We start from the raw sequence: 22638 nt of genomic DNA, 5'->3' as shown, positions 1-22638 counted from the left end.
CGCAATCCAGACAAGATGTTGAATTAGCAAAGTTTTTCTCTCGCCCTACTCGTCACCGGGGCGGCGAAAAGCTGTGGCGTTACAAATCCCGTGGTGGGGCAAAGCCGGACAAATGCCGTCGGCTCATACCCTGCGGCACGATCGTCTTTGCCACCGCCTCATCACGAACAAATAAGATCGTGCGGACCGATCGATGAGCGAGCCATGTCGCTCAAACGAATGATTGCCGGGGCGAAGTCATGAGGACTACCGCACGTCAGCCTCATTCTTCGCCGCCATTCATTGCGCAACGGCGACCGATATCGGCGCATCTCGCGGGCGTCGGCGAATGAGATACGTCGTTCCTGTTGCCGCACGATCGAGGCGACAACTTCCCTCAAGGATCGTCACAGCCGCCGAACGCGGATTGCCCCAGAGATGACGTACGCGAGATCGACATCTCCCAACCTGCACATCGACACCAGAAGACTAAGCACTGGTCTTGTTGATCGAAGAATGATCGGGAACCGGCCGAACTGGCTGTCGCAACAAATCTGTCTCAAAAAATAGATTTATCTTGAAGTTTGGAATAACGCGAAATATGCTCCTCGTCTTCGACCGATGGTTTCGCGGCCAATGCACGTGATTGGCCGCTCTTTTGTTTAAGGCGCCAATGGGACTGCTTGTTTCCGACACTGATCAGATCCGTCCTCCAAAATGGAGTCCCACCGTGGTGGCCGAGCCAGGTGCGGTGATCTCCAACGAGGAAGTGAACTCGGAATATCGCCTGTTGGTCGTGGGCTGTGGCGAGCAGGCGGCCAGCGCCGCGCCTGGGCAATTCTTCCAATTGCTCTGCCCTCACCCTTCTGCCGAGCAGCCATTCCTGCGCCGTCCCATGAGCGTTTACGGCGCCGACTTGGCGCGCCGTCAGGTGCAATTTCTCTACAAGGTGATGGGTGCCGGTACGCGCGGGCTGAAAACTCTCAGGCCCGGCGACGAGCTCGATATTATGGGGCCTCTCGGCCAGGGATTTACGCTCGACCCTGCACTTCGCAGCATTGTTGCGATCGGCCGCGGTGCCGGTTTGGCAACGTTAGCTCCATTGGCTGAGGCGGCGCGCGCGAAGGGCATTCGCGTGACAGCTATCCTCAGCGCAAGGACGCCAGACCTCCTCGTTTCAGTGAACCGCTTTCGGGAGCAAGGCGCCGAGGTCATCACGGTCACGGATTCCGAGGCGACGAGCGGTCCAGCGAACGTAGAACGGATTCTTCGATCGCTCATTGCCTCTGGCTCCTGCGACGCCTTCTACACGTGCGGATCAAAACGGCTATTGCGGGTGCAACAGCGGCTGGCCGTCGAATTCAATCTGAGCGGACAGATCGCGATGGAGCAGCAGATGGCCTGCGGAATCGGGCTTTGTTACTGCTGCGTGCGCGATTTCAACGTCTCGGGAAAACTGGTCAATCGCAGGGTCTGCTGGGACGGGCCGGTCTTCAATCTGCTGGAGGCGCTGCCATGAACGCAGCTCCGCAGCCGGACCTCAGCGTGAAGGTCGGCGACCTTCGCTTGCGAAATCCGATCATGCCGGCATCCGGCACCTTCGCGGAAGGGCTGTCCAAGGTGATGGACTTCGATCGCTTGGGCGCAATCGTCACAAAAACGATCACGCGGGAGCTGAGGGCTGGAAATCCTTTGCCTAGGGTCGTTGAACGGCCGGGAAGCCTGATTAACGCAATCGGCATCCCATCGAAGGGGGTGGCCCAGTTCATTACAGAGGTCATTCCTTACTACACCGACTTTGATACCCCGCTCGTGGTGAGCATCTCGGCGCCAACCGCCGAAGGCTTTGCGAGTTTGGCGCGCGAGCTCTCGTTGCCCGGTGTCGCTGCGATAGAAGCGAATATATCGTGTCCCAACATCGAAGAAGACGGCAAGGCGTTTGCCATGCGAGCGACGTCGACTTCGACGGTGACGCGGCTGCTACGTGAGGCGACCGACCTTCCGCTTTGGGTCAAGCTGACGCCGAACACCGGCGACATTGCCGAGGTGGCAAAAGCGGCTGAAGACGGCGGCGCGGATGCTGTCGTTGTCGCCAACACCATCCTCAGTATGGCGATCGACTTGAAAACCTTTAAGCCATCCCTCGGCAATATCATGGGTGGTTTGTCCGGGCCTGCCATCAAACCGATCGTCCTTCGTCAGGTCTTTCAATGTTCGCGAGCGGTGAAGATCCCGGTGATCGGGTGTGGCGGAATATCCACGGCAGATGACGTGGTGGAGTACATGCTTGCCGGCGCGACCGCGGTGCAAGTCGGCACGGCGACATTTATCCAGCCCTCCGCGATGATGACGATCATCGACGACCTTTCGGCCTTTTGCCTGCATCGCGATATTCCACGAGCATCCGACCTCACAGGCAGGGTTCTCATCGAAGAAGCCGACGAGGCTGACCTGGCGTGGGTGGATCCGGTATGATTGTGAACACGTGCGATCCCGACATCGCGTCGTTCGACGCTGAACTCGCCAACGACATTTTCGACGAGCTCCGCCGGACAACATCGGACGGCATTGGCATATCCAGGGACAGCTACGGCGACCGGGAATCCATCGCGCTCGACATTGTGGAAGACAGAGCACGGCGCATCGGCCTGATGACCGAACGCGATGCCGCTGCAAACTTGGTTGTCACGCTTCTGGGACAGGATTCGAAACTTCCCTATATCGCCTGCGGCTCTCATCTTGACTCGGTCCCTCAGGGCGGAAACTTCGATGGCGCCGCAGGGGTGATTGCCGGGCTCGCAATTCTAGCTGATATGAAGAGACGAGGCGTCCGACCACGCCGGACTGTGAAATTGCTTGCGCTACGCGGCGAAGAGAGCGCTCGATTTGGCAAAGCCTATATGGGCTCTAGCGCCCTCTTCGGAAAACTTCGAGACGTTGATCTGGCCGCGAAGGATTCGGGCGGAAGGACTCTCTCCGAATGCATGGCCGATGTCGGAGTGGATATCGAGCGGGTGTCCAGACAAGAGACGCTTCTTGATCCATCGGAAATCGCGGCCTGGGTTGAGCTTCATATCGAACAAGGCCCAGTTCTGCTCGCGAGAAATCTCCCCATCGGAATTGTAACCGGCATTCGGGGAAACATCAGGCATCGGGCAATTACCTGTGTTGGCGAGGCTGGCCATTCTGGCGCCGTGCCTCGATGGCTGCGGCACGATGCCGTATTCGCCACCGCTGAGCTTGTCACTCATCTTGACCGCCACTGGCGGACCCTCCTGGAGAGGGGGCGCGATATCGTCGTCACATCCGGGATTGTCGAGACCGATGCACGGGAACATGCCATCGCCCGCATTCCCGGAACCGTGCGCTTTAGCCTGGACATTCGCAGCCAACACACAGAGACGCTTGAAGCGTTTTACGATCTCTTCCTCTCCGAATGCGCCATGATATCCGAGGAACGCGGCGTCGAATTTCGGCTGGATCGCCGCATCGATTCTGCTCCTGCCGCAATGGCCCCGGATTGGATCAGGCGCTTGAAGACATCGGCGGATCGTCTCGGCCTTCCCAATGAGGAAATGCCGAGTGGCGCCGGTCACGATGCAGCGGTTTTCGCGAATGCCGGGGTTCCGAGCGCAATGATTTTCGTCCGGAACGAGAATGGCTCGCACAACCCGCATGAAAAGATGGAAATCGCGGACTTTCTCGCAGCGATTTCCTTGATGAGGTCTGCCATAGAGGACGCCGCGCAATGAGCGTTCATCGACTGTTTGATACTGTGTCGGCTGCTTCGCGTGCCTCAAATTGCGCAGTAACCATCCGCCGTCCCGATGACTGGCATATTCATCTCAGGGATGGCGAGACACTCAAAGCCGTCCTTCCCTTCACGACAGCGCAGTTTGCCCGCGGCATTATCATGCCGAACTTGGTGCCGCCGGTGACGACGACGCAAGCAGCCGCGGCTTACAGAGATCGTATTCTAGCCGCACGTCCGGAAGGCAGTGACTTCACGCCCTTCATGACCTGTTATCTCACCGACGAAACCTCTTCCGACGACATTGAGCGAGGTTTCCAGGAACGAATTTGGATAGCAGCGAAGCTTTACCCTGCAGGCGCGACAACCAATTCGAGTCATGGTGTTACGTCGTTAAAACGGATTTCTTCAGTTCTGGAACGAATGGAGCGGATCGGTATGCCGGTCCTGATCCATGGCGAGACCATCGATCCGCAAGTCGACATCTTTGATCGCGAAGCAATATTCATCGAGCGGGATCTCCTGCCGCTGATGGCGCGACATCAAGGATTGCGCATCGTTCTTGAACACGCCACGACGACCGAATCCGTCGACGTGGTTCGCGCCAATGCTGCGCGTATGGCGGCAACGATCACGCCGCACCATCTTATCATCAATCGGACATCGCTGTTCCAGGGTGGACTGCGGCCTCATTTGTATTGCCTTCCCGTCGCGAAGCATGAACGGCATCGTTTGGCGCTGCGACGCGCTGCGACGTCCGGCGATCGATGCTTCTTCATCGGTACCGATACCGCCCCCCATATCAGAAGCCGCAAGGAAGCAACCTGTTGCGCCGCGGGCATCTTTAGTGGAGCGACCGCTCTCCAAACTTACGTCCAAGTCTTCGATGAAGAAGAGGCTCTCGATCGTTTCGAAGCCTTCGCGTCGCTCAATGGCGCCCGCTTCCACGGGATTCCGCCAAACACGGGAACAATTACCTTGGAGCGCAAACCCAGCAGAGTTATTGCCGAGGTGGGCGTCGAGGACGAAGAGATCATCGTCTTTCGCGGCGGAGAAAGTTTGCCTTGGTCGATCAGCGGGGTTTCTCCATGACAGCAGAGGAAGTCGGTCGCCGCGTCAGCGAGTTGTTGTTCAGGGCGAGAGCAATTCACTGCAACCTTTCGCAGCCGTATATCTTGGCCGGCGGATGGGCCAGCCCGGTGTACATCGACGTTCGCTTGTTGTTCGGCGAACACGAGGTGCGCAACCAACTGGTGACCTTGGTCAGTGATTATCTGATTGCTCACTTTTCCGCCGACGCCTTTGACGCTGTCGTAGGAGCCGAGACGGCTGGAATTCCGCTCTCGGTCTCCCTGGCGGACCGAAACAGCCTGGACTTTCGCTATGTGCGAAAGCGCTCGCTGGGCATTGGCAGAGACGCTCAAGTCGAGGGCGGATCCGTCGATGGCCTCCGCGTACTCCTCGTGGACGACATCACGACCGACGCATCAAGTAAGCTCAATTTCGCCCGAGGGCTGCGCGCCGCCGGCGCCCAGCTCGAGCATGTTCTTTCCGTTTTCTTTCACGATGCATTTCCCGGTGCGAGGGATAGACTGGCCGAGGCCGGATTGAAGCTGCACGCCCTCGCGGGATGGAACGATCTGCTTCGCGCGGATTCAAGCACCCTCCACGCGCAGGAACGGGCCGAGATCGAGCGTTTTCTCGCCGACCCCGTGGTGTGGTCAGCGAGGCACGGCGGCCGCGTCAGTGCCAGCAGCCGACGATAAAGAGAAACCAAAATGAACGAGAAAGCCGAAGATTTACGGAGCGCCACGGTGACCGAACCAACCGCGCCGCCCTCCTCGAGCGAACCAATCAAAGTTCCCGCCACGATCACCATCGAACGGGAACGTGTTCCGACGAGAACCGAGCGGGACCTTCTCGGCGAGATGGACATCCCCCTGGATGTCTATTGGGGAATTCATTCACTTCGCGCAATTGAGAACTTCCCGATTACGGGAATAACGATCGGACGCTTCGGCGAGCTTGTCCGCGCTTTGGTCTATGTGAAGCAGGCGGCGGCACGTGCGAACTTTCGCTTGGGCCATCTCTCGAAAATAAAAGCGGATGCAATCGAAGAGGCCTGCAAACTGATCGTATCGGATGAAAAATATCTGAATCAGTTTGTCGTAGATGCCGTGCAAGGCGGAGCCGGCACATCAACCAACATGAACGCCAACGAGGTGGTGACCAATGTCGCGTTGGAAATCCTCGGAAAAAGCCGTGGCGATTACTCTTCGCTTCATCCGAATGACGACGTCAACATGTCGCAATCGACCAACGACGCCTACCCGACGGCGGTTCGTTTAGCGATAATTCTCGCCACCGACCCATTGATTGCGGCGCTGGATGAGCTCGCCTACGCCTTCAAGTCCAAGGCTGTCGAGACAGCAGACATTCTTAAGATCGGGCGCACGCAGCTTCAAGACGCGGTCCCGATGACGGTTGGCCAGGAGTTTGACGCCTTCTTCGCAACGATTAAAGAAGACGTTGGACGCCTGAACGACGTTGTGCGTCTGTTCTACGAAGTGAATCTAGGCGCAACAGCTATTGGTACAGGCATCAACGCCGACCCGCGATATGCGGCGCTTGCTGTTGAGGAGCTTTCAAGGATAGCGCACCGGCCATTGGTCCCCGCGTCCAATCTGATCGAAGCCACCTCGGATATGGGGGCATTCGTACTTTTCTCCGGGGTCTTGAAGAGGATTGCCGTGAAGTTGTCCAAGATCTGCAATGATCTTCGACTGCTGTCGAGCGGCCCGCGCGCCGGCTTTGCTGAGATCAGGCTGCCGCCGGTTCAGGCGGGTTCGTCGATCATGCCTGGAAAAGTGAACCCGGTCATTCCAGAGGTCGTCAACCAGGTCGCGTTTATCGTCATTGGGCACGATCTGACGGTGACGATGTGCGCCGAGGGTGGCCAACTGCAACTGAACGCATTCGAGCCGACGATTGCCTACTGTCTGCTGTCGAGTCTCCGCCACCTCACTGCGGCTATCACCACATTGACGACGAAATGCGTCACTGGAATTGAAGTCGACCGCGAGCATTGCCAAGCTCTCGTTGAGCAATCCGTCGGTCTTGTGACGGCGCTCGGTCCAATCCTTGGGTACGAAGTCGCGTCAAAAGTCGCGAAAAAGGCTTTGGCGGAGAAGCGAAAGGTCGCTGACGTCGTCCTCGAGGACAAATTGCTTACGCGCGAACAGCTCGACACTTATTTGAAGATCGAGACGATGACTGCTCCGTCCAGAGTGAGCGCAAAGCCGGTGCGCAGATCCTCTTAGGAAGCCCGGCGAACAGCACGAGAACCGACACCTGAACGACTTAGGACAGCGCGCAATACACCGGCAGCTTCGCTTCCTTTGTATGCGCTGCGCCAAAGGTCCGTCACCAGCTTCTCGTACAAACGCACCGGCTCTTCGTCGCTCGTCAGCATCGCGAAGCCGGTCCTGATATTTGGAAGCTCGCCGCCGAGCCTAAACGGACTCAGTCCCAGGAGTGTTCGCTCCGACGTTCGAAACAATTGGAAGGTCACGTTGGGAAGCGTCTCCTCGATAATTCCAATCTGCACTCCCATGGGATCGCTTTCGATGAGCGAGATCAGATGCTCGACCTCTCGACGGGCAGCCAGACGCCGCTTTGCCACCTCTTCCGCTGAGAGATTGAAGCGGCCGACGACACCGAGTTTGAGCCACCTTTCAATTTCAGGCAGGTTCACAAGGTTGACGACGCTCAGATGGCGCTTTTGCCTGCCGCTCTTTCGTTCGTCCAGGATCCCAATGATCTGATCGATCTCTGCAATGTACTTCTTCGACGCCTTATCCGGCGCCGGAGCCGCCTCGATCAGAGTTTGCTTGAGATGTTTGGAATAATCTTCGGAGGTCAGAAGATACGACATCGGCGGGAAGTGAGCGATCACCTGCTCGGACTTCTGCTCGATTTGCCTCATCCGTTCAAAATAGCTAACGGCGTTGGAATAATACTCTACGCCGACGCCCAGAAGCGAAGCCACCGAAGTCTCAAGTACGGCTGCCAATCGATCGAGAGTCTCGATCTTGACGACATCTCCGGCTTCTACGCGATAAACGGCAGCCCGCGAAATGCCGAGCTTTTCCGCGATTTGGTCGGCATTCAGGCCCTTTCCCAAGCGGTAGGCCCGAAGCCGCTCGCCGATTTCGATATAGCGAGCATCCATATTTCAGCTCCGTCTCAGATTTGAGACGAAGCTACCCGAAAAGCCGCAAGGGGCGAACAGTTTTCGGCGCCCCTGTCCGGTTTTTTGCGTGGATAGCCTAAACCAATTCGACCGACGCTATTTCATTAAGCGCGTTCATTCTTATATCGGGAGAGAGAGTGATCTTTGTCTCCGCATCCTCCACGACCCTAAGCAGACGGCGAAACGTCTTTTCAGCGAGTTCGCTAGGCAAAGCCTCACCGTTGTAAGTATCGATAAAGGGATCGACCATCGTCGATAGGAGCTTGTAGAAGGCTCGGTGCTCTCGATCGGACACCGCCATGGCGCTTGTCCGTTCCTTGAAGGCTTTGTAGGTCCGCAAACCTGGATGCTGTGCAGCGAGCCAGTCGTGAAGTTCAGACACGGTACAGTCCCTCCTCATTCCGAGAAAAGAAACAATCAGAATATCACGTAATAGACGCGCGACAAGCGATTTTCTGCAAATAACATGCACGACGTCAGTGACGCTGATGTGAATGAATCTCCTTTAATAAAGTTCAGCAGCAGCGATTTCGTTCAAGACCGCCAATTGCGTTTCGACCGATGATCCGAGTGAACGTTCAGCCTCGGCCACTAACATGAGCAGCCGTTGATATGCCCGCTCTGCGACCTCGATCGGTAATGGCTCTTCATCAAACGTCGCCGCGTATCCTGACGCCAGGTTCGACAACAATCGATATACCGCGCGATGGGTCGGGTCGTCTTTTGCTGCCTGCAACAGCTTCTCGTTAAGAGTTCGGTAAGTTCTTAACCCCGGATGCTGGTTGCGAAACCAGTCGTGCAATTCACCCATTCGAGCCTCTCAGCAGGAAGAAACGACCAGAATACCAAACCCAAGAGCTTGGGCAAATCATTTCTGAGACATGTCGCAATTATGAAGATTCTGTTGCGCTCGCGTTAAGCCGGCTCTTTCTGCAGCTGATCACGAAATGTCTGGAAAAACTGATCCGCCAACTTTTTCGCTGTGCCGGCGATGAGCCGTTGCCCGAGTTGTGCGAGTTTGCCGCCAATCTGCGCATCGACCTGGTAAGTCAGCAACGTGCCGACGTCGCAATCTTTCAGCCGCACGGTGGCGCCACCCTTGGCGTATCCGGCAATACCACCCTCTCCTTCGCCCGAAATGCGATAACCGTTTGGAACATCAAGTTCGCTCAACTGGACGTGACCAGAAAAACGTGCCGAGACTGGACCAACCTTAAGCTTGACCTTGGCTTGAAACCCGCCGTCCGTCTCCGAGAGTTCCTCGCAGCCCGGAATACACGCCTTGAGAACGCTTGGATCGTTGAGCATGCTCCAGACCATCTCACGGCTGGCCGGAAGCTCAATCTCGCCTTCCATGTTAAATGCCATCGTCTTCCTCCAATTTTGTTGTGCTCAACGCCCGAAAGACCTGTGAACGTCGGCGGATTGCTAACGCTTGGTTGCGATCAGGGCTTTTGAGGCCGCTTGAACGGCATCGATGATCGCGTGATAGCCGGTGCAGCGGCAGTAGTTGCCTGAAAGAACTTCCCGAATCTCTTCGCGGGTCGGAGATTCGTTGCGCTGCAGGAGCTCAGAAGCTTGCATGATCATCCCAGGCGTGCAGAAGCCGCACTGCAGCGCGGCTCGCTCGAAGAAGGCCTTCTGAAGTGCGGCAACCTCAGGGCCAGGGTTCGCAGCATCGATCGTGGTTATACGCGCGCCATCCGCTTGAATGGCCAACATGAGACATCCTCTCACCACGCTGTCATCGACGATGACGTTGCACGCTCCGCAGACACCGTGCTCGCACCCGACATGGCTTCCGGTAAGTCCCAATCCGTGGCGCAGGAAATCAACCAGCGACTGACGGGTCGTGGTCGACGCCGATTTCGGCTCGCCATTGACGCGGACCGAAATCGTAATCCTGTCCTCCGCCTCGACTTTATCCATGTGTGAACTCGCTGAATGCTTTGACGGCGCAATGAGAAAAAAGCTGCTTCGCAAGATGCAGCTTATACGCGGCGGGATATTCTTCGCCGTCCTCGCATTCGAGCGCCGTGGAAAGAAGAGCGACGGCCCGATCGATCGCGTCCGTTCTGGAGAGCTGCGTCCCCACGATTGCGGACTCGACCTCTGCGATACGTCTGGGAAACGATTCGATCCCCATAAAGACAGCGCGGCAATCCGTCACCGCCCCTTCCTGGCATCGAATACCGAAAACGAGACCAGCCATCGCGAAATCACCATGACGCCGCGAAATCTCGTGAAACGTAAAGCGCCAGGATGCGTCGGGAATTGGAATCTCGACGCGCAAAATCAACTCGTTCGGCTGTCGATCGGTATCGTAAATTCCCCGGAAAAAATCCGAGGCCGGGACTGAACGGGTACCGTCGTTCGAGCAAAGAACGATGTCGGCATCGAGACATACCATGCATGCCGGCATCTCGGCAGCTGGGTCTGCCAGTGCCAGACTGCCGCCGAGAGTCCCCCGGTTGCGAACAGCCTCGTGTGCGACATGGCGGAGCGCCTGGCCCAGCACCGGAATACTTCGCTGAACCGCCTCGGATCGCAGCACCTGATTGTGACGCGCGCGTGATCCGATGCTCAAGGTGGAGTCGTTGACCGTGATCGCATCGAGATCCGGGACAGCGTTGATGTCGATCAACAGCTGTGGCGAAGCCACGCGGAGGTTGAGCATCGGCACGAGGGTTTGCCCCCCGCTCAAGATAGCTGCGTCATCGCGATGTTCATCGAGAAGCGTCAACACCTCGCCGAGTGTTATAGGCTTGGCATAAGCAAACTTGGCAGGCTTCATGAAACGGCGCCTTCCTCGAATGCGCCTAAGGCACTCAATACCGCAACGGGCGAAACAGGAAGAGTGTCGATCCTGCCGCCAAATTGATCGAGCGCATTATTCACGGCATTGAGGACTGCCGCTGTCGAGGCACAAGTGCCGGCCTCCCCAGCTCCCTTGGCCCCGAGGATTGATCCGGAATATGGCGTCTCAACGTGCGCGACAACGATGTCCGGCGTATCAGCGGCCATCGGAAGGAGATAATCAGCGAGCGTGCCGCTCGCATATTGTCCATCCTCGGTATATCGGCAATGTTCGTAAAGCGCCTCTCCGATACCCTGAACAACCCCGCCTCGGATCTGCTCATCAACAAGCAGCGGATTAATCACGCGGCCGCAATCCTCGACGACCCAGTGTTTGAGGACCGCCACCTTGCCGCTCATCTTGTCAATCTCGACGAGCGACGCCTGAACGCCATTGGTCGGGAGAAAGGTATCGCCGTCGCGGCCGCCCATGTCCGAGACCGTCAGTTGCGGACGAACATCCCTTGGAAAATCGTAAGGGCGAAATTGAATAGCCTCCGCAAGTTCGGAAACCTGCATCCGAACGTGCCCGGTTTCTTTCTCGACAATTTCGCCGTCCGAAACCTCGAGTTGATCGGGGTGAGCCTGCAGCAAGACACCGGCTGCAGTAAGTAACTCGGACCTGAGCTTGCGGCCCGCACGCCAAGCGACTTCTCCTGTGATCGCTGCCCCGCGGGATGACCATGCGCCGCCGCCATGCGGGGCGGATTGCGTGTCTCCCAACTTGACCCGTATGCGGCCAATCGGGAGGCCAAGTGCATCGGCGAGCACCTGTGCGATCCCCAGCTGAATCCCTTGCCCGATCTCCGAAGCTGAACACTGCGCCGTCACCGTCCCCGAAGGGTCCATTGTGACGACGACCGTATCGAGTGACGATACCGGGACATTGGAACGGCCATAGCCTTCCGGACCTGTCGCGGTGAATTCGACAAAGCTCGCGAGGCCAAATCCGACCAGGCGCCCCTCCTCTCGCCATGTTGCGATCGACTGTTTCAAGTTGGCGTAATCGCAAAGCGCGAGGAGCTTATCGAGACACTTTTCGTGAGACAGGTCGAGCATCCGCCCGCCGGTCGGGCTCATCCACGGCATCTCGCTGTCAGCAACGAAGTTGCGTCTCCGAAATTCGATCGGATCCTCTCCCCGAATCTTCACCGCTTCTTCAACGAGGGACTCTGTGATTGCCACCGCGATCGGATGCCCCACAGACCGATATTGACCGGTCATCACCTTGTTCTGCAAAAGCGATCTCAGGCGGGCCCCGTATTGCTCGATCTTGTACGGTCCTCCCATCGCGCGAAGCGCACTCATTCCCTCTGCCGTGCTCGAGCGCGGATAAACGGAATAAGCGCCGAGACCCTGGATAGCGTCGACTTTCAAAGCGCTGATGCGGCCATTCGCATCGATCGCGAGACTTCCTTCGACGATGTATTCCCTCGCGTGAATGTCGGAGAGCATGCTCTCGATGCGATCCGCGACATATTTGACAGGCTTCCCGATAAGCTTGGACGCCGCACATACCGCCATTTCCTCGGGATAGATGTGCATCTTCACACCGAAGCCTCCCCCGACGTCAGGACAGACCACGCGGACGTCGTTGATCTGCATCCCGAGCAGCCGAGCGATGATCAGCTGAAGCTGATGCGGCATTTGGTGGGACGCATAGACCGTCATCGTGTCTTCGACCGTGTCGTACGAGGCAAGAACCGACCTCGGCTCGAGTGGAACGCCGGTCTTCCGGTTGAACGTCAGCCGTCGGCTTACGACGTGTTCCGCCTTTTCGAATGTCGCGTCCAATGCGGGTGTCGACTGAGCGTATTCGAAGGCAAGATTGGATTTCGCGTTCACATGAGTGCGGGCGCTTCCGGACAAAGCTTCGTTGAGCGAAGTCACGGCGGGAAGATCATCAAATTCGATGGCGATCAGTTCGAGCGCATCTTCCGCCTCTGCACGACTCTCGGCGAGCACCATCGCGATCGGCTCGCCTTGAAAAACGACATAGTCGCGCGCGAGCGCCCGTTGCTCAGGAGAGAACAGATTCGGGGCGTTTGAGAGAACGCACTGCCAAGGACCGATGGCCGCTTCAATTTCATCACACGTCAATACAGCGACGACCCCGGCTGATGATTGCGCGTCGGCGATGTCGGTAATCTTGAATGATGCATGCGGACGCGGGCTGCGCAGGAACGCCACGTGCAGCTGCCCGCTTTGTGAAATATCATCAACGTAGCGACCGCGTCCCGCGACCAGTCTGCGCGTCGCCTCTCGCGGCATAGGCCTTCCAATGAATGGTCGGGCCATTGCCCCCTCGCTTCCGCTCATCGATATACACCCCAAAAAAAGAAGAATCCGCAGCCTAAGCTGCGGATTCCGTTGGTCTCGGGTCCTTAGACTGAAAGGTCGGAACCTTTGGTTTCACGCAACAGAACGAGTGCGACCACAAACACCAAGCCGTACGACGTCAGGGCGAAGATGCTGATCGCGCTCGACAGTGTGGTGGTCGCGGCCAAGGCGCCAACCAGATACGGAAACAATCCGCCAACGGCACGACCCGCATTGTACGTAAAACCAACACCAGCGCCCCGGACCCGAGTGGCAAACATTTCGTTCAAGCAGGCCATGAGAGCTGAGTAGTAACCGACCGCGAAGAAGCCGAGCGGAAATCCGAGCAGCAACATTTCCGCGTCGCTCAAAGGAAGGTGGGTATAGATGTAGACAGAAGCGGCAGCGGCTGCGGAGAAGAACAGAAAGACGTGCCGCCGGCCAAACTTGTCGGAAAGCCAACCGCCTGCGACATATCCGATGAAGCAGCCGCCGATGAGGGTCATCAAGTAAGGAGTCGAAGCCAGAATGGAGATCTTCCGTTCACTCCGCAGGAATTGCGGCACCCAGGTCATCAGGGCGTAGAATCCTCCCTGCGCGCCAATGGTCAGAAGAGAGCCTGTGAGCGTGGCACGAATATTCGCCGGATCGAAAATACGGAAGAAGGAAACGGCCGGCTCCTTGCTTCTCGCCAAAATCGCGACTTGAGGTTCCTTGACGTTCCTCCGAATGAAGAAAATCAGGAGTGCCGGAGCCGCTCCGACAAGAAACATGACACGCCACGCATAATCCGGGGTCAATGTTGCGAAGCAAATCGCCTGCACGATTAGGGCAAGGCCCCATCCGACCGCGTAGCTGGATTGGTAGAAACCCATGGCGCGGCCACGGGACTTTGCCGCCACAACTTCAGACAGCGTGACGGCCGCCACGGCAGCCTCACCGCCAAATCCGATGCCGAGCGCTGCTCGGGCAATCGTGAGCTGATCAATGTTTTGAGCAAGCGCAGAGGCGAGACTTCCAATCGAAAAAATCAGAATCGTAATTTGCATGGTTCGGACACGGCCGATCCGGTCTGACAGATACCCAGCAAGCCAGCCTCCCGCTGCGCTGCAAAGCACGGTCAACGACACGATACCACCAAGCGTTTTTGGATCAGTACCGAGCGCGGTGACCAGAGTGCCGATCGCCAGCGGGAACAACATGAAGTCCATGCCATCGAGCGTCCAGCCGGCCGTGCAGGCCCAAAAGGTCCTGCGGCCTTGCTCGTTCATCTCTCGGTAGAATTGAAAAATCGAATCCGGCTCGCTTACCGGTAAAGTTCCCGCCTCGTCGGTATTCGCCATTTGTGCCTTCCCCCGTCGTTGACCTAATCCACCGGACAGACCCCAGGCCCATTGTCCCTTGGATATTTGGATGATAGTATCGTTGTATCCAATAATACAGCAAGATGAAATTTAGGTCCAATTGCAAGCTTTAATGCACAGGATTTCATCAAACCCGACTGATTCTCGCGCGTCGCGCGGAAACGGGGGAGCCGCGTCGCTATGTTGTGCAATGGCGCCGCTTTGGGAGGGGGCATGACAAAAGTTAAGACACACCACGTACCAATCACTGGGAGGTGCTACCGGTGAGTCCTGCCAAGCCGATGTCCGTCGACGTCTCAGCAAATTGGGCGAGCGAGCGAACCCTCTCGCCCCTGGAGCAGGCCTACAACTTCATCCTGGAGAGCATTCTTTCCGGAGAGCTTGCTCCCGGTATGCGCATCCCGACGGAAGCCGTGGCGGAGCGCCTAGGTATCAGTCGCATGCCTGTGCGAGACGCACTTCGGCGCCTCGAGGGAGATGGCGCGATTACGATTTACGCTAACCGCGGCGCCACCGTAGCCGAATACTCGAAAGACGAGGTAATCCAACTTGTCGAGATGCGCGCGGTGCTCGAAGGCTTGGGTGCCCGCCTGGCAATTCCGAATGTTACGCAGCGGGAGCTGGAAGAGATTCGCCATCTTCAAAGCAGAATGGACCGCTCTGCCGATGATCTGGGTCAGTGGATCGTGCACCATGACGCATTCCACAATTACATTACGTCACTCAGTGGCCGGCCACTGCTGACCAGGCAGACCAAAAAGATGCGGCTGATGCTTCGGCCGTACTTCCGTGAACATCATGCAGCGAACCACGAGCTGGAGATTCCAGGTTTCGAGCATCAACGGATCATCGATGTTCTGATCGGCGGACAGCCGGATGAAGTTGAGCAAGAAGTCAGAAATCACGGGATGGCCAACGTCGGCAAGGTGACGAAACTGATGGACCGCTGAGGATCGATGTGACGATCTCTTCCTGCCTATGCACGGTCCAACGAAAGAAATGCGAGAATGCAGAACGCAACAAGAAAAACCCTGATCAAGGGTGGCCGCCTACTCGATCTCGACGAAGACTTAGACCAACCGCCTCAGCTCGATATTCTGGTTGATCAAGGAGCAATTTGCTCCGTCGGTCCTGCTGCAAGCACTGCGACGGGTGACGATGTCCATGTCATTGACGCAACGGATCTGCTCCTCATTCCCGGCCTGGTGAACGCTCACTATCACTCGCACGACACCTTGCTGCGGGGGCTGTTCGAACAGCTGCCGTTGGATGCTTGGATGCTTTACAGCGGACCCGGCCAGTTTCCACATTTCTCGCAGGAGATGATTGAGACACGCACGCTGCTTGGCGCCGCCGAAAGCCTGTTGAATGGCATCACCACGACCCAGGATATGGTTTCACTTGCAGGCTACGATCAGGGCCATGTCGAGCAGCTTCTGCAGTCCTATGAAGCGGCGAAGATGCGCGCCGTTGTCGCGATTCAGATATCTGATCGTGCCGGCTGTGACTGCGTCGCATTTTGGGATTCGCTTCCAGACCGGACGCTCCGATGCTTGCCTGCCGCACCGGATTCAACCGCGCAGCTTCAATTTGTAGAACGCGCGCTCGATCGGAGTTCGAACCTTGTGAGCTGGGGATTGGGCCCTTCGGCTCCTCAACGGTGCTCCGCCGAAATGCTTGCGAGGATCGCACAGCTCTCTTCCGCTCATAAACTTCAAGTCTTCACGCATGCTTATGAAGCGCGGTCGCAAGCGGTTCTGGCGAGATTGAAGTATCCGCAAGGCTCGTTGATTGAGCACCTGGATCGCAATGGATTGCTCAATGACCGGCTCACCATTGCACATGGCGTGTGGATCACCGAACCGGAGATCGCGCGACTTGCAGCGGCCGGAGCTAGCCTGGCGTGCAATCCAATCAGCAATCTAAAATTATTGAACGGTTTTGCACCGGTCACCACATACGCGACGTCAGGGGTGACGGTCAGTCTTGGCTGCGACAACTGCAGTGGCAACGACTCCCAGAACCTCTTCGAAGCCATGAAGGTTTTCGCCCTCATGTGGGGCATGTATTCGGGTTACGATCAAACGTCCGCTGCAAAAGAGGCTTTCAAAGCCGCCACTATTGGTGGCGCAAGCGCAATCGGACTGGGTGATAAGATTGGCCTGATCCGCCCAGGTTACCGAGCTGATCTCGTCGCGATCGATGCTTCGCAGCCAAATTATAGGCCACTCAATAGCGCGATCAGGCAAATCGTTTACGGTGAGACCGGCAGGTCTATCAGCATGGTCATGGTTGACGGCGAGGTCGTTGTCGACGGCGGACGGCTGACATCATCAACCCTCCAAGGTCTCAAGCTTCGGGCGGAGCGTGCTCGCGACGAATTGGCGCCCCACCTCACAAACATCAGAGCACGGAACGCTGAACTCCTCCCGGATATCCTCGGTGCCTACGAACAGGCAAACCGATATCCGCTCGAATTCGATCGGTTCTCGCTCCGCACGGGTTTGAATCGAGGCAAATGAACGAGTGATCTCGTTATGGGTCTGTTGGATCGAATGAGCGCGTTTGTCAGAGCCCAATCAGACGTCGTATTCCAATCAATTCGGTGCAAATTTGCGCGGCCGCATCCGCGCCAGAAGCCGGATGAAGTGGCGGGAGGTACACAGGGATCGAAAAGCGGGTCTAGATTTCTGAGGGCATCTCCAAGCTGGGGGTACGTCTGGGGGTATTTTTTGCTACCAAGTCAAAAAGCCCCCGGAACAAAGGGAAAATGAGCCAGTGCGGATAGCGACGTGGAATGTTAACTCGGTCCGGCAGCGGCTGGACCATCTGCAAACGTGGCTCAAAGAGACCTCGCCGGACATCGTCTGCCTGCAGGAAATCAAATGTGTGGACGAGGCCTTCCCACGCGAGCCGCTCGAAGCGCTCGGCTACAACGTCGTGACCCACGGCCAGAAGACATTCAACGGCGTTGCGCTGCTGTCGCGCTACCGGTTTGACGAAACGACCCCGCGCCTCGCCGGCGATCCTGAAGACCTCCACGCCCGCTTTCTTGAGGGCGTTGTGTCCCACAGCGGCGGATCGTTGCGGATCGCGTGCCTCTATTTGCCCAACGGAAACCCGCCGAATACCGACAAATATTCGTACAAACTCAATTGGATGAACAGGCTTCTTAATTACTCAAAAGAGCAATTGAAGAGCGAGACACCGTTCGTCCTGGCGGGCGATTTCAACGTGATCCCCACGCCGGATGACGTTCACAACCCTGTCGCCTGGCAGGGCGATGCACTGTTCCTGCCCCAGACCCGCGAGCGCTTTCGCGCCCTGCTCAATCTCGGGCTGACCGATGCTTTCCGTGCGGTGTCGGATCAGCCGAACCAATACACATTCTGGGATTACCAGGCCGGCGCCTGGCAGAAGAACAATGGCATTCGGATCGACCACCTCCTGCTCTCGCCGCAGGCGGCCGACCGGCTGGTGGATGTCGGCATCGACCGACACGTCAGGGGATGGGAAAAGGCGTCCGACCACGTGCCCGTGTGGATCGATCTCGACCTGAAATAGGAACTCGCCCGGAGATGGCGTCGCCGCTCAACCGGGCTTTCGGCTCCCTCGCCTCTTAGTCGCGGCGACCCTGAACCCAGCGCTCGAGCATTTTCAGCGCCATCGCCCGGTCGTCATCCGACGCTTTGGCAAGCGCGGTCTTGTAGCTGTCTTTGATCCAGGTCTCGTTGGGCAACGCGCTGTCCTGCGCAAGGGTCAGCCACATCAGGCCGCGTGCCGCCTGCCGCTGCAACTTGTCGCCATTGAACAGCATCTGGCCAAGCAGAGCCTGAGCCTGATGCTGTCCCTTCCGGGCCGCGAGACCGAGCCAGCGAATGCCGTATTTGACATCCTGTGGCATGCCCACGCCGTCGAGATACATTTTGGCCAGGCTGTACTGCGCCTCAGCGTTGCCGAAATACGAGGCCGCATAAGAGAACATTTCCCGGGCCCGCTCAGGGTCAGCCTTGACGCGGGTATTGGGAATGCCTGAGACATAGTATTTCCCGAGCGCCACGAACGCGTTGGCCACAATGCCCGCCTGAGGCTCCGACGGGCTGTCCTCGGCATGGGCGTTGGCTATCTTGCTGAAGTAATCGTAGGCGCGGAGGTCATCCTGCGCGACGCCGTCACCATTGGCGTACATGCGGCCCAGCTTCCACTGGGCGACCGGATGGCCACCATCGGCAAGAGCCATCAACGATGATGGAAGATCTGACGGCGCAGCCGGCTTCCTGACAATCGCGACACCGGTCGGCGCCGCAACCACCGGCAAGGCTGCATCTCCCTGACTACCAGGCGTCACCCCGTCAAAGGCAACGGCCGGCGCCGCCACGAAAACCGCGGCCGCCAGGGCAGCAACAACAGCGATGCGCTCAGATATCCGCATAACAGGTTTTCTCGGCCGACCCGCCGGGATGGGTCACGGCGCCTTTAACCGCCGGTCCTACCTGCTGGGCATATTTCCAGAGCACGCCTGATCCAACCCGCGTCTCGCGTGGCTTCCAGGCTTTTTTGCGTTCAGCAAGCTCGGCATCCGTCAATTTGACGTCGAGTGTGCCATTTACAGCATCAAGTTCGATGATATCGCCGTCTTGGATCAGGCCGATCGGGCCGCCGACGGCAGCTTCGGGGCCCACATGGCCGACGCAGAAGCCACGGGTGGCTCCGGAAAAACGTCCATCGGTAATGAGGGCAACCTTGCCGCCCATGCCCTGACCGGTCAGCGCAGCGGTGGTCTGCAGCATCTCCCGCATGCCGGGGCCACCTTTGGGGCCCTCGTAGCGGATCACGATGACGTCGCCTTCCTTGTAGGTTTTGTTGTTCACGCACTCAAACGCATCCTCTTCGCAATCGAAGCAACGCGCAGGTCCAGTGAACTTAAGGACGGACATACCAGCGACCTTCACGATCGCGCCGTCTGGCGCGAGATTACCCTTCATTCCCACCACGCCACCCGACAACGTAATAGGGTTATCGGCGGAGCGCACTACATCCTGATGGGTATTCCATTTCACGTTTTTGAGATTGTCGGCGATCGTGCGGCCGGTGACCGTCATGCAGTCGCCGTGCAGGTAGCCATGATCCAACAACGTCTTCATCAAGAGCGGAATGCCGCCAGCCTCGAACATGTCCTTGGCGACATAACGGCCGCCCGGTTTCAAATCCGCGATATACGGTGTTTTTTTGAAGATTTCGGCCACGTCGAAGAGGTCGAACTCAATGCCGCATTCGTGCGCCATCGCAGGCAGATGCAAGGCCGCGTTGGTCGAACCGCCGGACGCCGCCACCACGGCAGCCGCGTTTTCCAAGGACTTACGTGTCACGATGTCGCGCGGGCGGAGGTTGGACGCGATCAATTCCATGATCTTTTCGCCCGCCGCCGCACAGAAAGCGTCGCGGATTTCGTAAGGCGCAGGCGCACCGGCTGAATAAGGCAGCGCCAGTCCGATAGCCTCGGAAACCGTCGCCATCGTGTTGGCTGTAAATTGGGCACCGCAGGCGCCTGCCGAAGGACACGCCACTCGCTCGATTTCGTCGAGGTCTTCGTCGGACATCTGCCCGACCGAATGCTTGCCGACCGCCTCGAACATGTCCTGGACGGTGACCTGCTGGCCCCGGAAATTGCCCGGCAGGATCGAGCCGCCATAGATGAAGATCGACGGCACGTTGAGACGCAGCATAGCCATCATCATGCCCGGCAGCGACTTGTCGCAGCCGGCGAGGCCGATCAGCGCATCATAGGCATGGCCACGGACAGTCAGTTCGACCGAGTCAGCAATGGTCTCGCGCGACGGCAGCGAGGACCGCATCCCCTCGTGGCCCATGGCGATACCGTCGGTCACGGTGATGGTGCAGAACTCGCGCGGGGTCCCGCCGGCGGCGGCAACGCCCTTCTTGGCGGCCTGGGCCTGGCGCATCAGGGAGATGTTGCAGGGAGCAGCCTCATTCCAGCAGGACGCCACGCCGACGAACGGCTGGTGGATCTGCTCGGTGGTCAGGCCCATAGCATAGAGGTAGGACCGGTGTGGCGCGCGCGACGGCCCTTCCGTTACGTGACGGCTTGGCAGTCTGCCTTTGAGGTTGGTCTTCGCGTCCATTGTGAACCTTTGCCTTCAGCCACCCGCCAAAACCGAAATCTCCAAAAGACCGGGATTTCCAGTATCTTCGCGAGCGCTGCGGCCCTGTACTTACGAAGATATGATTTCATTGAGGCGTGTGGCCAAATCGCGGCGCACGCAAGAGCTACATGCGGCGACGGTTAAATGTTCACCAAGTGTTGCGACCTCGCCACATCCGTTGCTGCAAAGCAACGAGGAAAGTGTCGCTCTTCGACACACTCCCTTTCGGAAAGCCAGACGAAGGACTGACCGGCCTTAGCGCTGGCCGCCCTTAGGAGCGCCTGCAAGCAAAGTCAGGATAGCACCGATCGAAGCTGAAATCAGCGTGCACAGGACACCGCAGATCGCGACTTACGCGACCTCGTTTCGCGACGAAGCCGCCCTGACGGGCGGCCTCAACGCCGCGGTCAGCGCATCACGAACGGATTGGCCGGGACGTCCTGCGCTGTGGATATCCAGACGCTCTTGGTCTCCAGATATTCGCGGACTGCGTCGATGCCGCTCTCGCGGCCGACGCCGGAATGCTTCATGCCGCCGAACGGCATCATGTAGCTGATGGCCCGGTAGGTGTTCACCCACACCGTTCCGGCGCGCAATTGCTTCGGCACGCGCACGGCGCGCGCAAGATCACGCGTCCAGATCCCCGCCGCGAGACCGTAGATGGTGTCATTGGCGATCCGGATGGCGTCTTCCTCGGTGTCGAAGGCGATGATCGAGAGAACCGGCCCGAAGACCTCTTCCCGCGCGATCCGCATCGTGTTGTCGACGTCGGTGAAAATGGTCGGCTCCACGAATTGGCCGCCCGTGATGCCGTCGCCGGAAGCCGGCTTGCCGCCGAGCAGGCAGCGCGCGCCTTCCGCGTTCGCGATATCGATATAGTCCAGCACCTTCTTGTACTGCGCGGGTGTGGTGATCGGACCGATATTGGTGTCCGACTTCATGGGATCGCCGATCTTGGCGGAGCGCGCCAGCTCCAGCAGGCGCTCCACGAACTTGTCCTTGATCGATCGTTGCACAAGGAGACGCGATCCGGCGATGCAGGTCTGGCCCGTCGCCGCGAAGATGCCGGAGATCACGCCGGCCGCGGCTGCGGACAGATCGGCATCCTCGAAAACGATGTTAGGGGACTTTCCTCCGAGCTCGAGCGACACCCGCTTCATGCTGCGCGCGGCGGTCTCGTAGACTTTCGCGCCGGTCGTATCCGATCCGGTAAAGGTGATCTTGGCGACGCCGGGGTGCGAGATCAGTTCGGCGCCGATTTCAGGACCGAAGCCCGTCACCACGTTGAAGATTCCATCGGGAATCCCGGCCTCCTTCGTCAGCGCGGCGAATTCCAGGGTGCTGGCCGAGGTGAATTCCGAGGGCTTGACGATAACGGCGCAACCGGCGGCGAGCGCCGCGGCGCATTTCCACGCGACGAACAACAGCGGCGAGTTCCAGGCGGTAAGCGCCGCGACGACGCCGACAGGCTCATGCGTCGTGTAGGCAAAGGTGTCGGCCTTGTCGATCGGCACCAGGCCGCCTTCCAGCTTGTCGACGAGTCCGCCGAAGTACCACCACCATTCCGGATGGTAGCGAAGCTGGCCCAGCATCTCTGCCATGAGCTTGCCGTTGTCGCGCACCTCGATCTCGGCGAGACGTTCCGCATTCGCTGCGACCAGATCGCCGAGCTTGCGCATCACCTTGCCGCGCGCCGACGCCGTCATCTTCGACCACGGGCCGCGCCACATCGCGTCATTGGCGGCCTCGACGGCCTTGTCTGCATCGGCCTTGGATCCGCGCGGAATCTTCGCCCAAGGCTCGCCGCGATAGGGATCGATCGAATCGAACCACTCGCCGTTGGCAGGGTCGACATACTGGCCGTTGATGAAAAGCTGATAGGTCTTCACGATACTCTCCAATGTAGCCTGCAACTATCCTGACGACGACGCGGGCGGGCTAGATGCCAGCCCG

Annotated in this window: 20 protein-coding genes; 9 read left to right on the top strand and 11 right to left on the bottom strand. The window is 58.3% G+C overall.

The window, feature by feature from the left end; translation table 11 throughout:
• Positions 1–709 precede the first annotated feature (709 nt).
• The 6 genes from ACP0KA_RS24195 to ACP0KA_RS24170 are packed head-to-tail and all read left to right on the top strand — an operon-like array spanning position 710 to position 7050.
• Positions 710–1498, top strand: coding sequence for a dihydroorotate dehydrogenase electron transfer subunit (locus ACP0KA_RS24195; RefSeq protein ID WP_424631247.1), 789 nt, complete (start codon positions 710–712; stop codon positions 1496–1498).
• The gene (locus ACP0KA_RS24190) at positions 1495–2454 is read left to right on the top strand and encodes a dihydroorotate dehydrogenase (protein ID WP_424631246.1); all 960 of its coding nucleotides are present in this window, start codon (positions 1495–1497) and stop codon (positions 2452–2454) included. The genes ACP0KA_RS24195 and ACP0KA_RS24190 overlap by 4 nt, the downstream gene beginning before the upstream one ends.
• Positions 2451–3731, top strand: coding sequence for a Zn-dependent hydrolase (locus tag ACP0KA_RS24185; RefSeq protein ID WP_424631245.1), 1281 nt, complete (start codon positions 2451–2453; stop codon positions 3729–3731). The genes ACP0KA_RS24190 and ACP0KA_RS24185 overlap by 4 nt, the downstream gene beginning before the upstream one ends.
• Entirely contained in the window at positions 3728–4822 is a 1095-nt protein-coding gene (gene pyrC, locus ACP0KA_RS24180) for a dihydroorotase (protein WP_424631244.1), read from the top strand. Before ACP0KA_RS24185 ends, pyrC begins: the two co-directional genes overlap by 4 nt.
• Positions 4819–5496, top strand: coding sequence for an orotate phosphoribosyltransferase (locus ACP0KA_RS24175; RefSeq protein WP_424631243.1), 678 nt, complete (start codon positions 4819–4821; stop codon positions 5494–5496). The genes pyrC and ACP0KA_RS24175 overlap by 4 nt, the downstream gene beginning before the upstream one ends.
• Before the next feature lie 12 nt (positions 5497–5508).
• Positions 5509–7050 (top strand): aspartate ammonia-lyase, encoded by a 1542-nt coding sequence (locus ACP0KA_RS24170; protein WP_424631242.1) that lies wholly within the window; start codon positions 5509–5511, stop codon positions 7048–7050.
• On the opposite strand, the gene ACP0KA_RS24165 is transcribed toward ACP0KA_RS24170, so the two are convergent.
• The 8 genes from ACP0KA_RS24165 to ACP0KA_RS24130 form a co-directional block, all read right to left on the bottom strand.
• Entirely contained in the window at positions 7047–7961 is a 915-nt protein-coding gene (locus ACP0KA_RS24165) for a helix-turn-helix domain-containing protein (RefSeq protein ID WP_424631241.1), read from the bottom strand. The two genes, ACP0KA_RS24170 and ACP0KA_RS24165, sit on opposite strands and share 4 nt — an antisense overlap.
• Positions 7962–8058: 97 nt before the next feature.
• Positions 8059–8364, bottom strand: coding sequence for a hypothetical protein (locus tag ACP0KA_RS24160; protein WP_424631240.1), 306 nt, complete (start codon positions 8362–8364; stop codon positions 8059–8061).
• 123 nt (positions 8365–8487) lie between these two features.
• Positions 8488–8793: a hypothetical protein gene (locus tag ACP0KA_RS24155; RefSeq protein ID WP_424631239.1), complete on the bottom strand. Its 306-nt coding sequence runs from the start codon at positions 8791–8793 to the stop codon at positions 8488–8490.
• Positions 8794–8897: 104 nt separating this feature from the next.
• Complete coding sequence (locus ACP0KA_RS24150; RefSeq protein ID WP_424631238.1) at positions 8898–9350, bottom strand: CoxG family protein; 453 nt, start codon at positions 9348–9350, stop codon at positions 8898–8900.
• 60 nt (positions 9351–9410) lie between these two features.
• Positions 9411–9911, bottom strand: a complete 501-nt coding sequence (locus tag ACP0KA_RS24145) for a (2Fe-2S)-binding protein (protein WP_424631237.1) — start codon at positions 9909–9911, stop codon at positions 9411–9413.
• Positions 9904–10776, bottom strand: coding sequence for an FAD binding domain-containing protein (locus ACP0KA_RS24140; protein WP_424631236.1), 873 nt, complete (start codon positions 10774–10776; stop codon positions 9904–9906). Before ACP0KA_RS24140 ends, ACP0KA_RS24145 begins: the two co-directional genes overlap by 8 nt.
• Entirely contained in the window at positions 10773–13136 is a 2364-nt protein-coding gene (locus tag ACP0KA_RS24135; protein WP_424631235.1) for a xanthine dehydrogenase family protein molybdopterin-binding subunit, read from the bottom strand. The genes ACP0KA_RS24140 and ACP0KA_RS24135 overlap by 4 nt, the downstream gene beginning before the upstream one ends.
• An 86-nt stretch (positions 13137–13222) precedes the next feature.
• Positions 13223–14500 (bottom strand): MFS transporter, encoded by a 1278-nt coding sequence (locus ACP0KA_RS24130; protein ID WP_424631234.1) that lies wholly within the window; start codon positions 14498–14500, stop codon positions 13223–13225.
• Between the two features lie 284 nt (positions 14501–14784).
• Here ACP0KA_RS24130 and ACP0KA_RS24125 point away from each other — a divergent pair, with 284 nt between their 5' ends.
• The 3 genes from ACP0KA_RS24125 (at position 14785) to xth (ending at position 18085) form a co-directional block, all read left to right on the top strand.
• On the top strand, positions 14785–15471 hold the full coding sequence (locus tag ACP0KA_RS24125; protein WP_424631233.1) for a GntR family transcriptional regulator: 687 nt from the start codon (positions 14785–14787) through the stop codon (positions 15469–15471).
• 57 nt (positions 15472–15528) lie between these two features.
• Positions 15529–17043 (top strand): amidohydrolase family protein, encoded by a 1515-nt coding sequence (locus ACP0KA_RS24120; RefSeq protein WP_424631232.1) that lies wholly within the window; start codon positions 15529–15531, stop codon positions 17041–17043.
• 256 nt (positions 17044–17299) lie between these two features.
• A complete protein-coding gene (gene xth / locus ACP0KA_RS24115) occupies positions 17300–18085 on the top strand; it encodes an exodeoxyribonuclease III (RefSeq protein ID WP_424631231.1) in 786 nt (261 codons plus the stop codon).
• A 55-nt stretch (positions 18086–18140) separates the two neighbouring features.
• Here xth and ACP0KA_RS24110 read toward each other — a convergent pair whose 3' ends face one another.
• The 3 genes from ACP0KA_RS24110 to ACP0KA_RS24100 all read right to left on the bottom strand — a co-directional run bounded on the left by ACP0KA_RS24110 (position 18141) and on the right by ACP0KA_RS24100 (position 22574).
• Entirely contained in the window at positions 18141–18953 is an 813-nt protein-coding gene (locus ACP0KA_RS24110; RefSeq protein WP_424631230.1) for a tetratricopeptide repeat protein, read from the bottom strand.
• Positions 18940–20664 (bottom strand): dihydroxy-acid dehydratase, encoded by a 1725-nt coding sequence (gene ilvD / locus ACP0KA_RS24105; RefSeq protein ID WP_424631229.1) that lies wholly within the window; start codon positions 20662–20664, stop codon positions 18940–18942. The genes ACP0KA_RS24110 and ilvD overlap by 14 nt, the downstream gene beginning before the upstream one ends.
• A 428-nt stretch (positions 20665–21092) precedes the next feature.
• Complete coding sequence (locus ACP0KA_RS24100; protein ID WP_424631228.1) at positions 21093–22574, bottom strand: aldehyde dehydrogenase; 1482 nt, start codon at positions 22572–22574, stop codon at positions 21093–21095.
• Between the last annotated feature and the right edge of the window lie 64 nt (positions 22575–22638).

It is taken from the genome of Bradyrhizobium sp. SYSU BS000235 (genome assembly GCF_049747295.1).
GTDB lineage: Bacteria > Pseudomonadota > Alphaproteobacteria > Rhizobiales > Xanthobacteraceae > Afipia.
Note: the sequence above shows the minus strand (reverse complement) of the source record. Positions and strands in the feature narration are given on the sequence as shown.

Bases quoted from the DNA above. Each gene is read 5' to 3' on its own strand.
- ACP0KA_RS24190 (WP_424631246.1), top strand. From the start codon at position 1,495: ATGAACGCAGCTCCGCAGCCGGACCTCAGCGTGAAGGTCGGCGACCTT.
- ACP0KA_RS24140 (WP_424631236.1), bottom strand. From the start codon at position 10,776: ATGAAGCCTGCCAAGTTTGCTTATGCCAAGCCTATAACACTCGGCGAG.
- ACP0KA_RS24165 (WP_424631241.1), bottom strand. From the start codon at position 7,961: ATGGATGCTCGCTATATCGAAATCGGCGAGCGGCTTCGGGCCTACCGC.
- ACP0KA_RS24155 (WP_424631239.1), bottom strand. From the start codon at position 8,793: ATGGGTGAATTGCACGACTGGTTTCGCAACCAGCATCCGGGGTTAAGA.
- ACP0KA_RS24175 (WP_424631243.1), top strand. From the start codon at position 4,819: ATGACAGCAGAGGAAGTCGGTCGCCGCGTCAGCGAGTTGTTGTTCAGG.
- ilvD (WP_424631229.1), bottom strand. From the start codon at position 20,664: ATGGACGCGAAGACCAACCTCAAAGGCAGACTGCCAAGCCGTCACGTA.
- ACP0KA_RS24145 (WP_424631237.1), bottom strand. From the start codon at position 9,911: ATGGATAAAGTCGAGGCGGAGGACAGGATTACGATTTCGGTCCGCGTC.
- ACP0KA_RS24150 (WP_424631238.1), bottom strand. From the start codon at position 9,350: ATGGCATTTAACATGGAAGGCGAGATTGAGCTTCCGGCCAGCCGTGAG.
- pyrC (WP_424631244.1), top strand. From the start codon at position 3,728: ATGAGCGTTCATCGACTGTTTGATACTGTGTCGGCTGCTTCGCGTGCC.
- ACP0KA_RS24170 (WP_424631242.1), top strand. From the start codon at position 5,509: ATGAACGAGAAAGCCGAAGATTTACGGAGCGCCACGGTGACCGAACCA.
- ACP0KA_RS24185 (WP_424631245.1), top strand. From the start codon at position 2,451: ATGATTGTGAACACGTGCGATCCCGACATCGCGTCGTTCGACGCTGAA.
- ACP0KA_RS24135 (WP_424631235.1), bottom strand. From the start codon at position 13,136: ATGGCCCGACCATTCATTGGAAGGCCTATGCCGCGAGAGGCGACGCGC.
- ACP0KA_RS24120 (WP_424631232.1), top strand. From the start codon at position 15,529: ATGCAGAACGCAACAAGAAAAACCCTGATCAAGGGTGGCCGCCTACTC.
- ACP0KA_RS24110 (WP_424631230.1), bottom strand. From the start codon at position 18,953: ATGCGGATATCTGAGCGCATCGCTGTTGTTGCTGCCCTGGCGGCCGCG.
- ACP0KA_RS24130 (WP_424631234.1), bottom strand. From the start codon at position 14,500: ATGGCGAATACCGACGAGGCGGGAACTTTACCGGTAAGCGAGCCGGAT.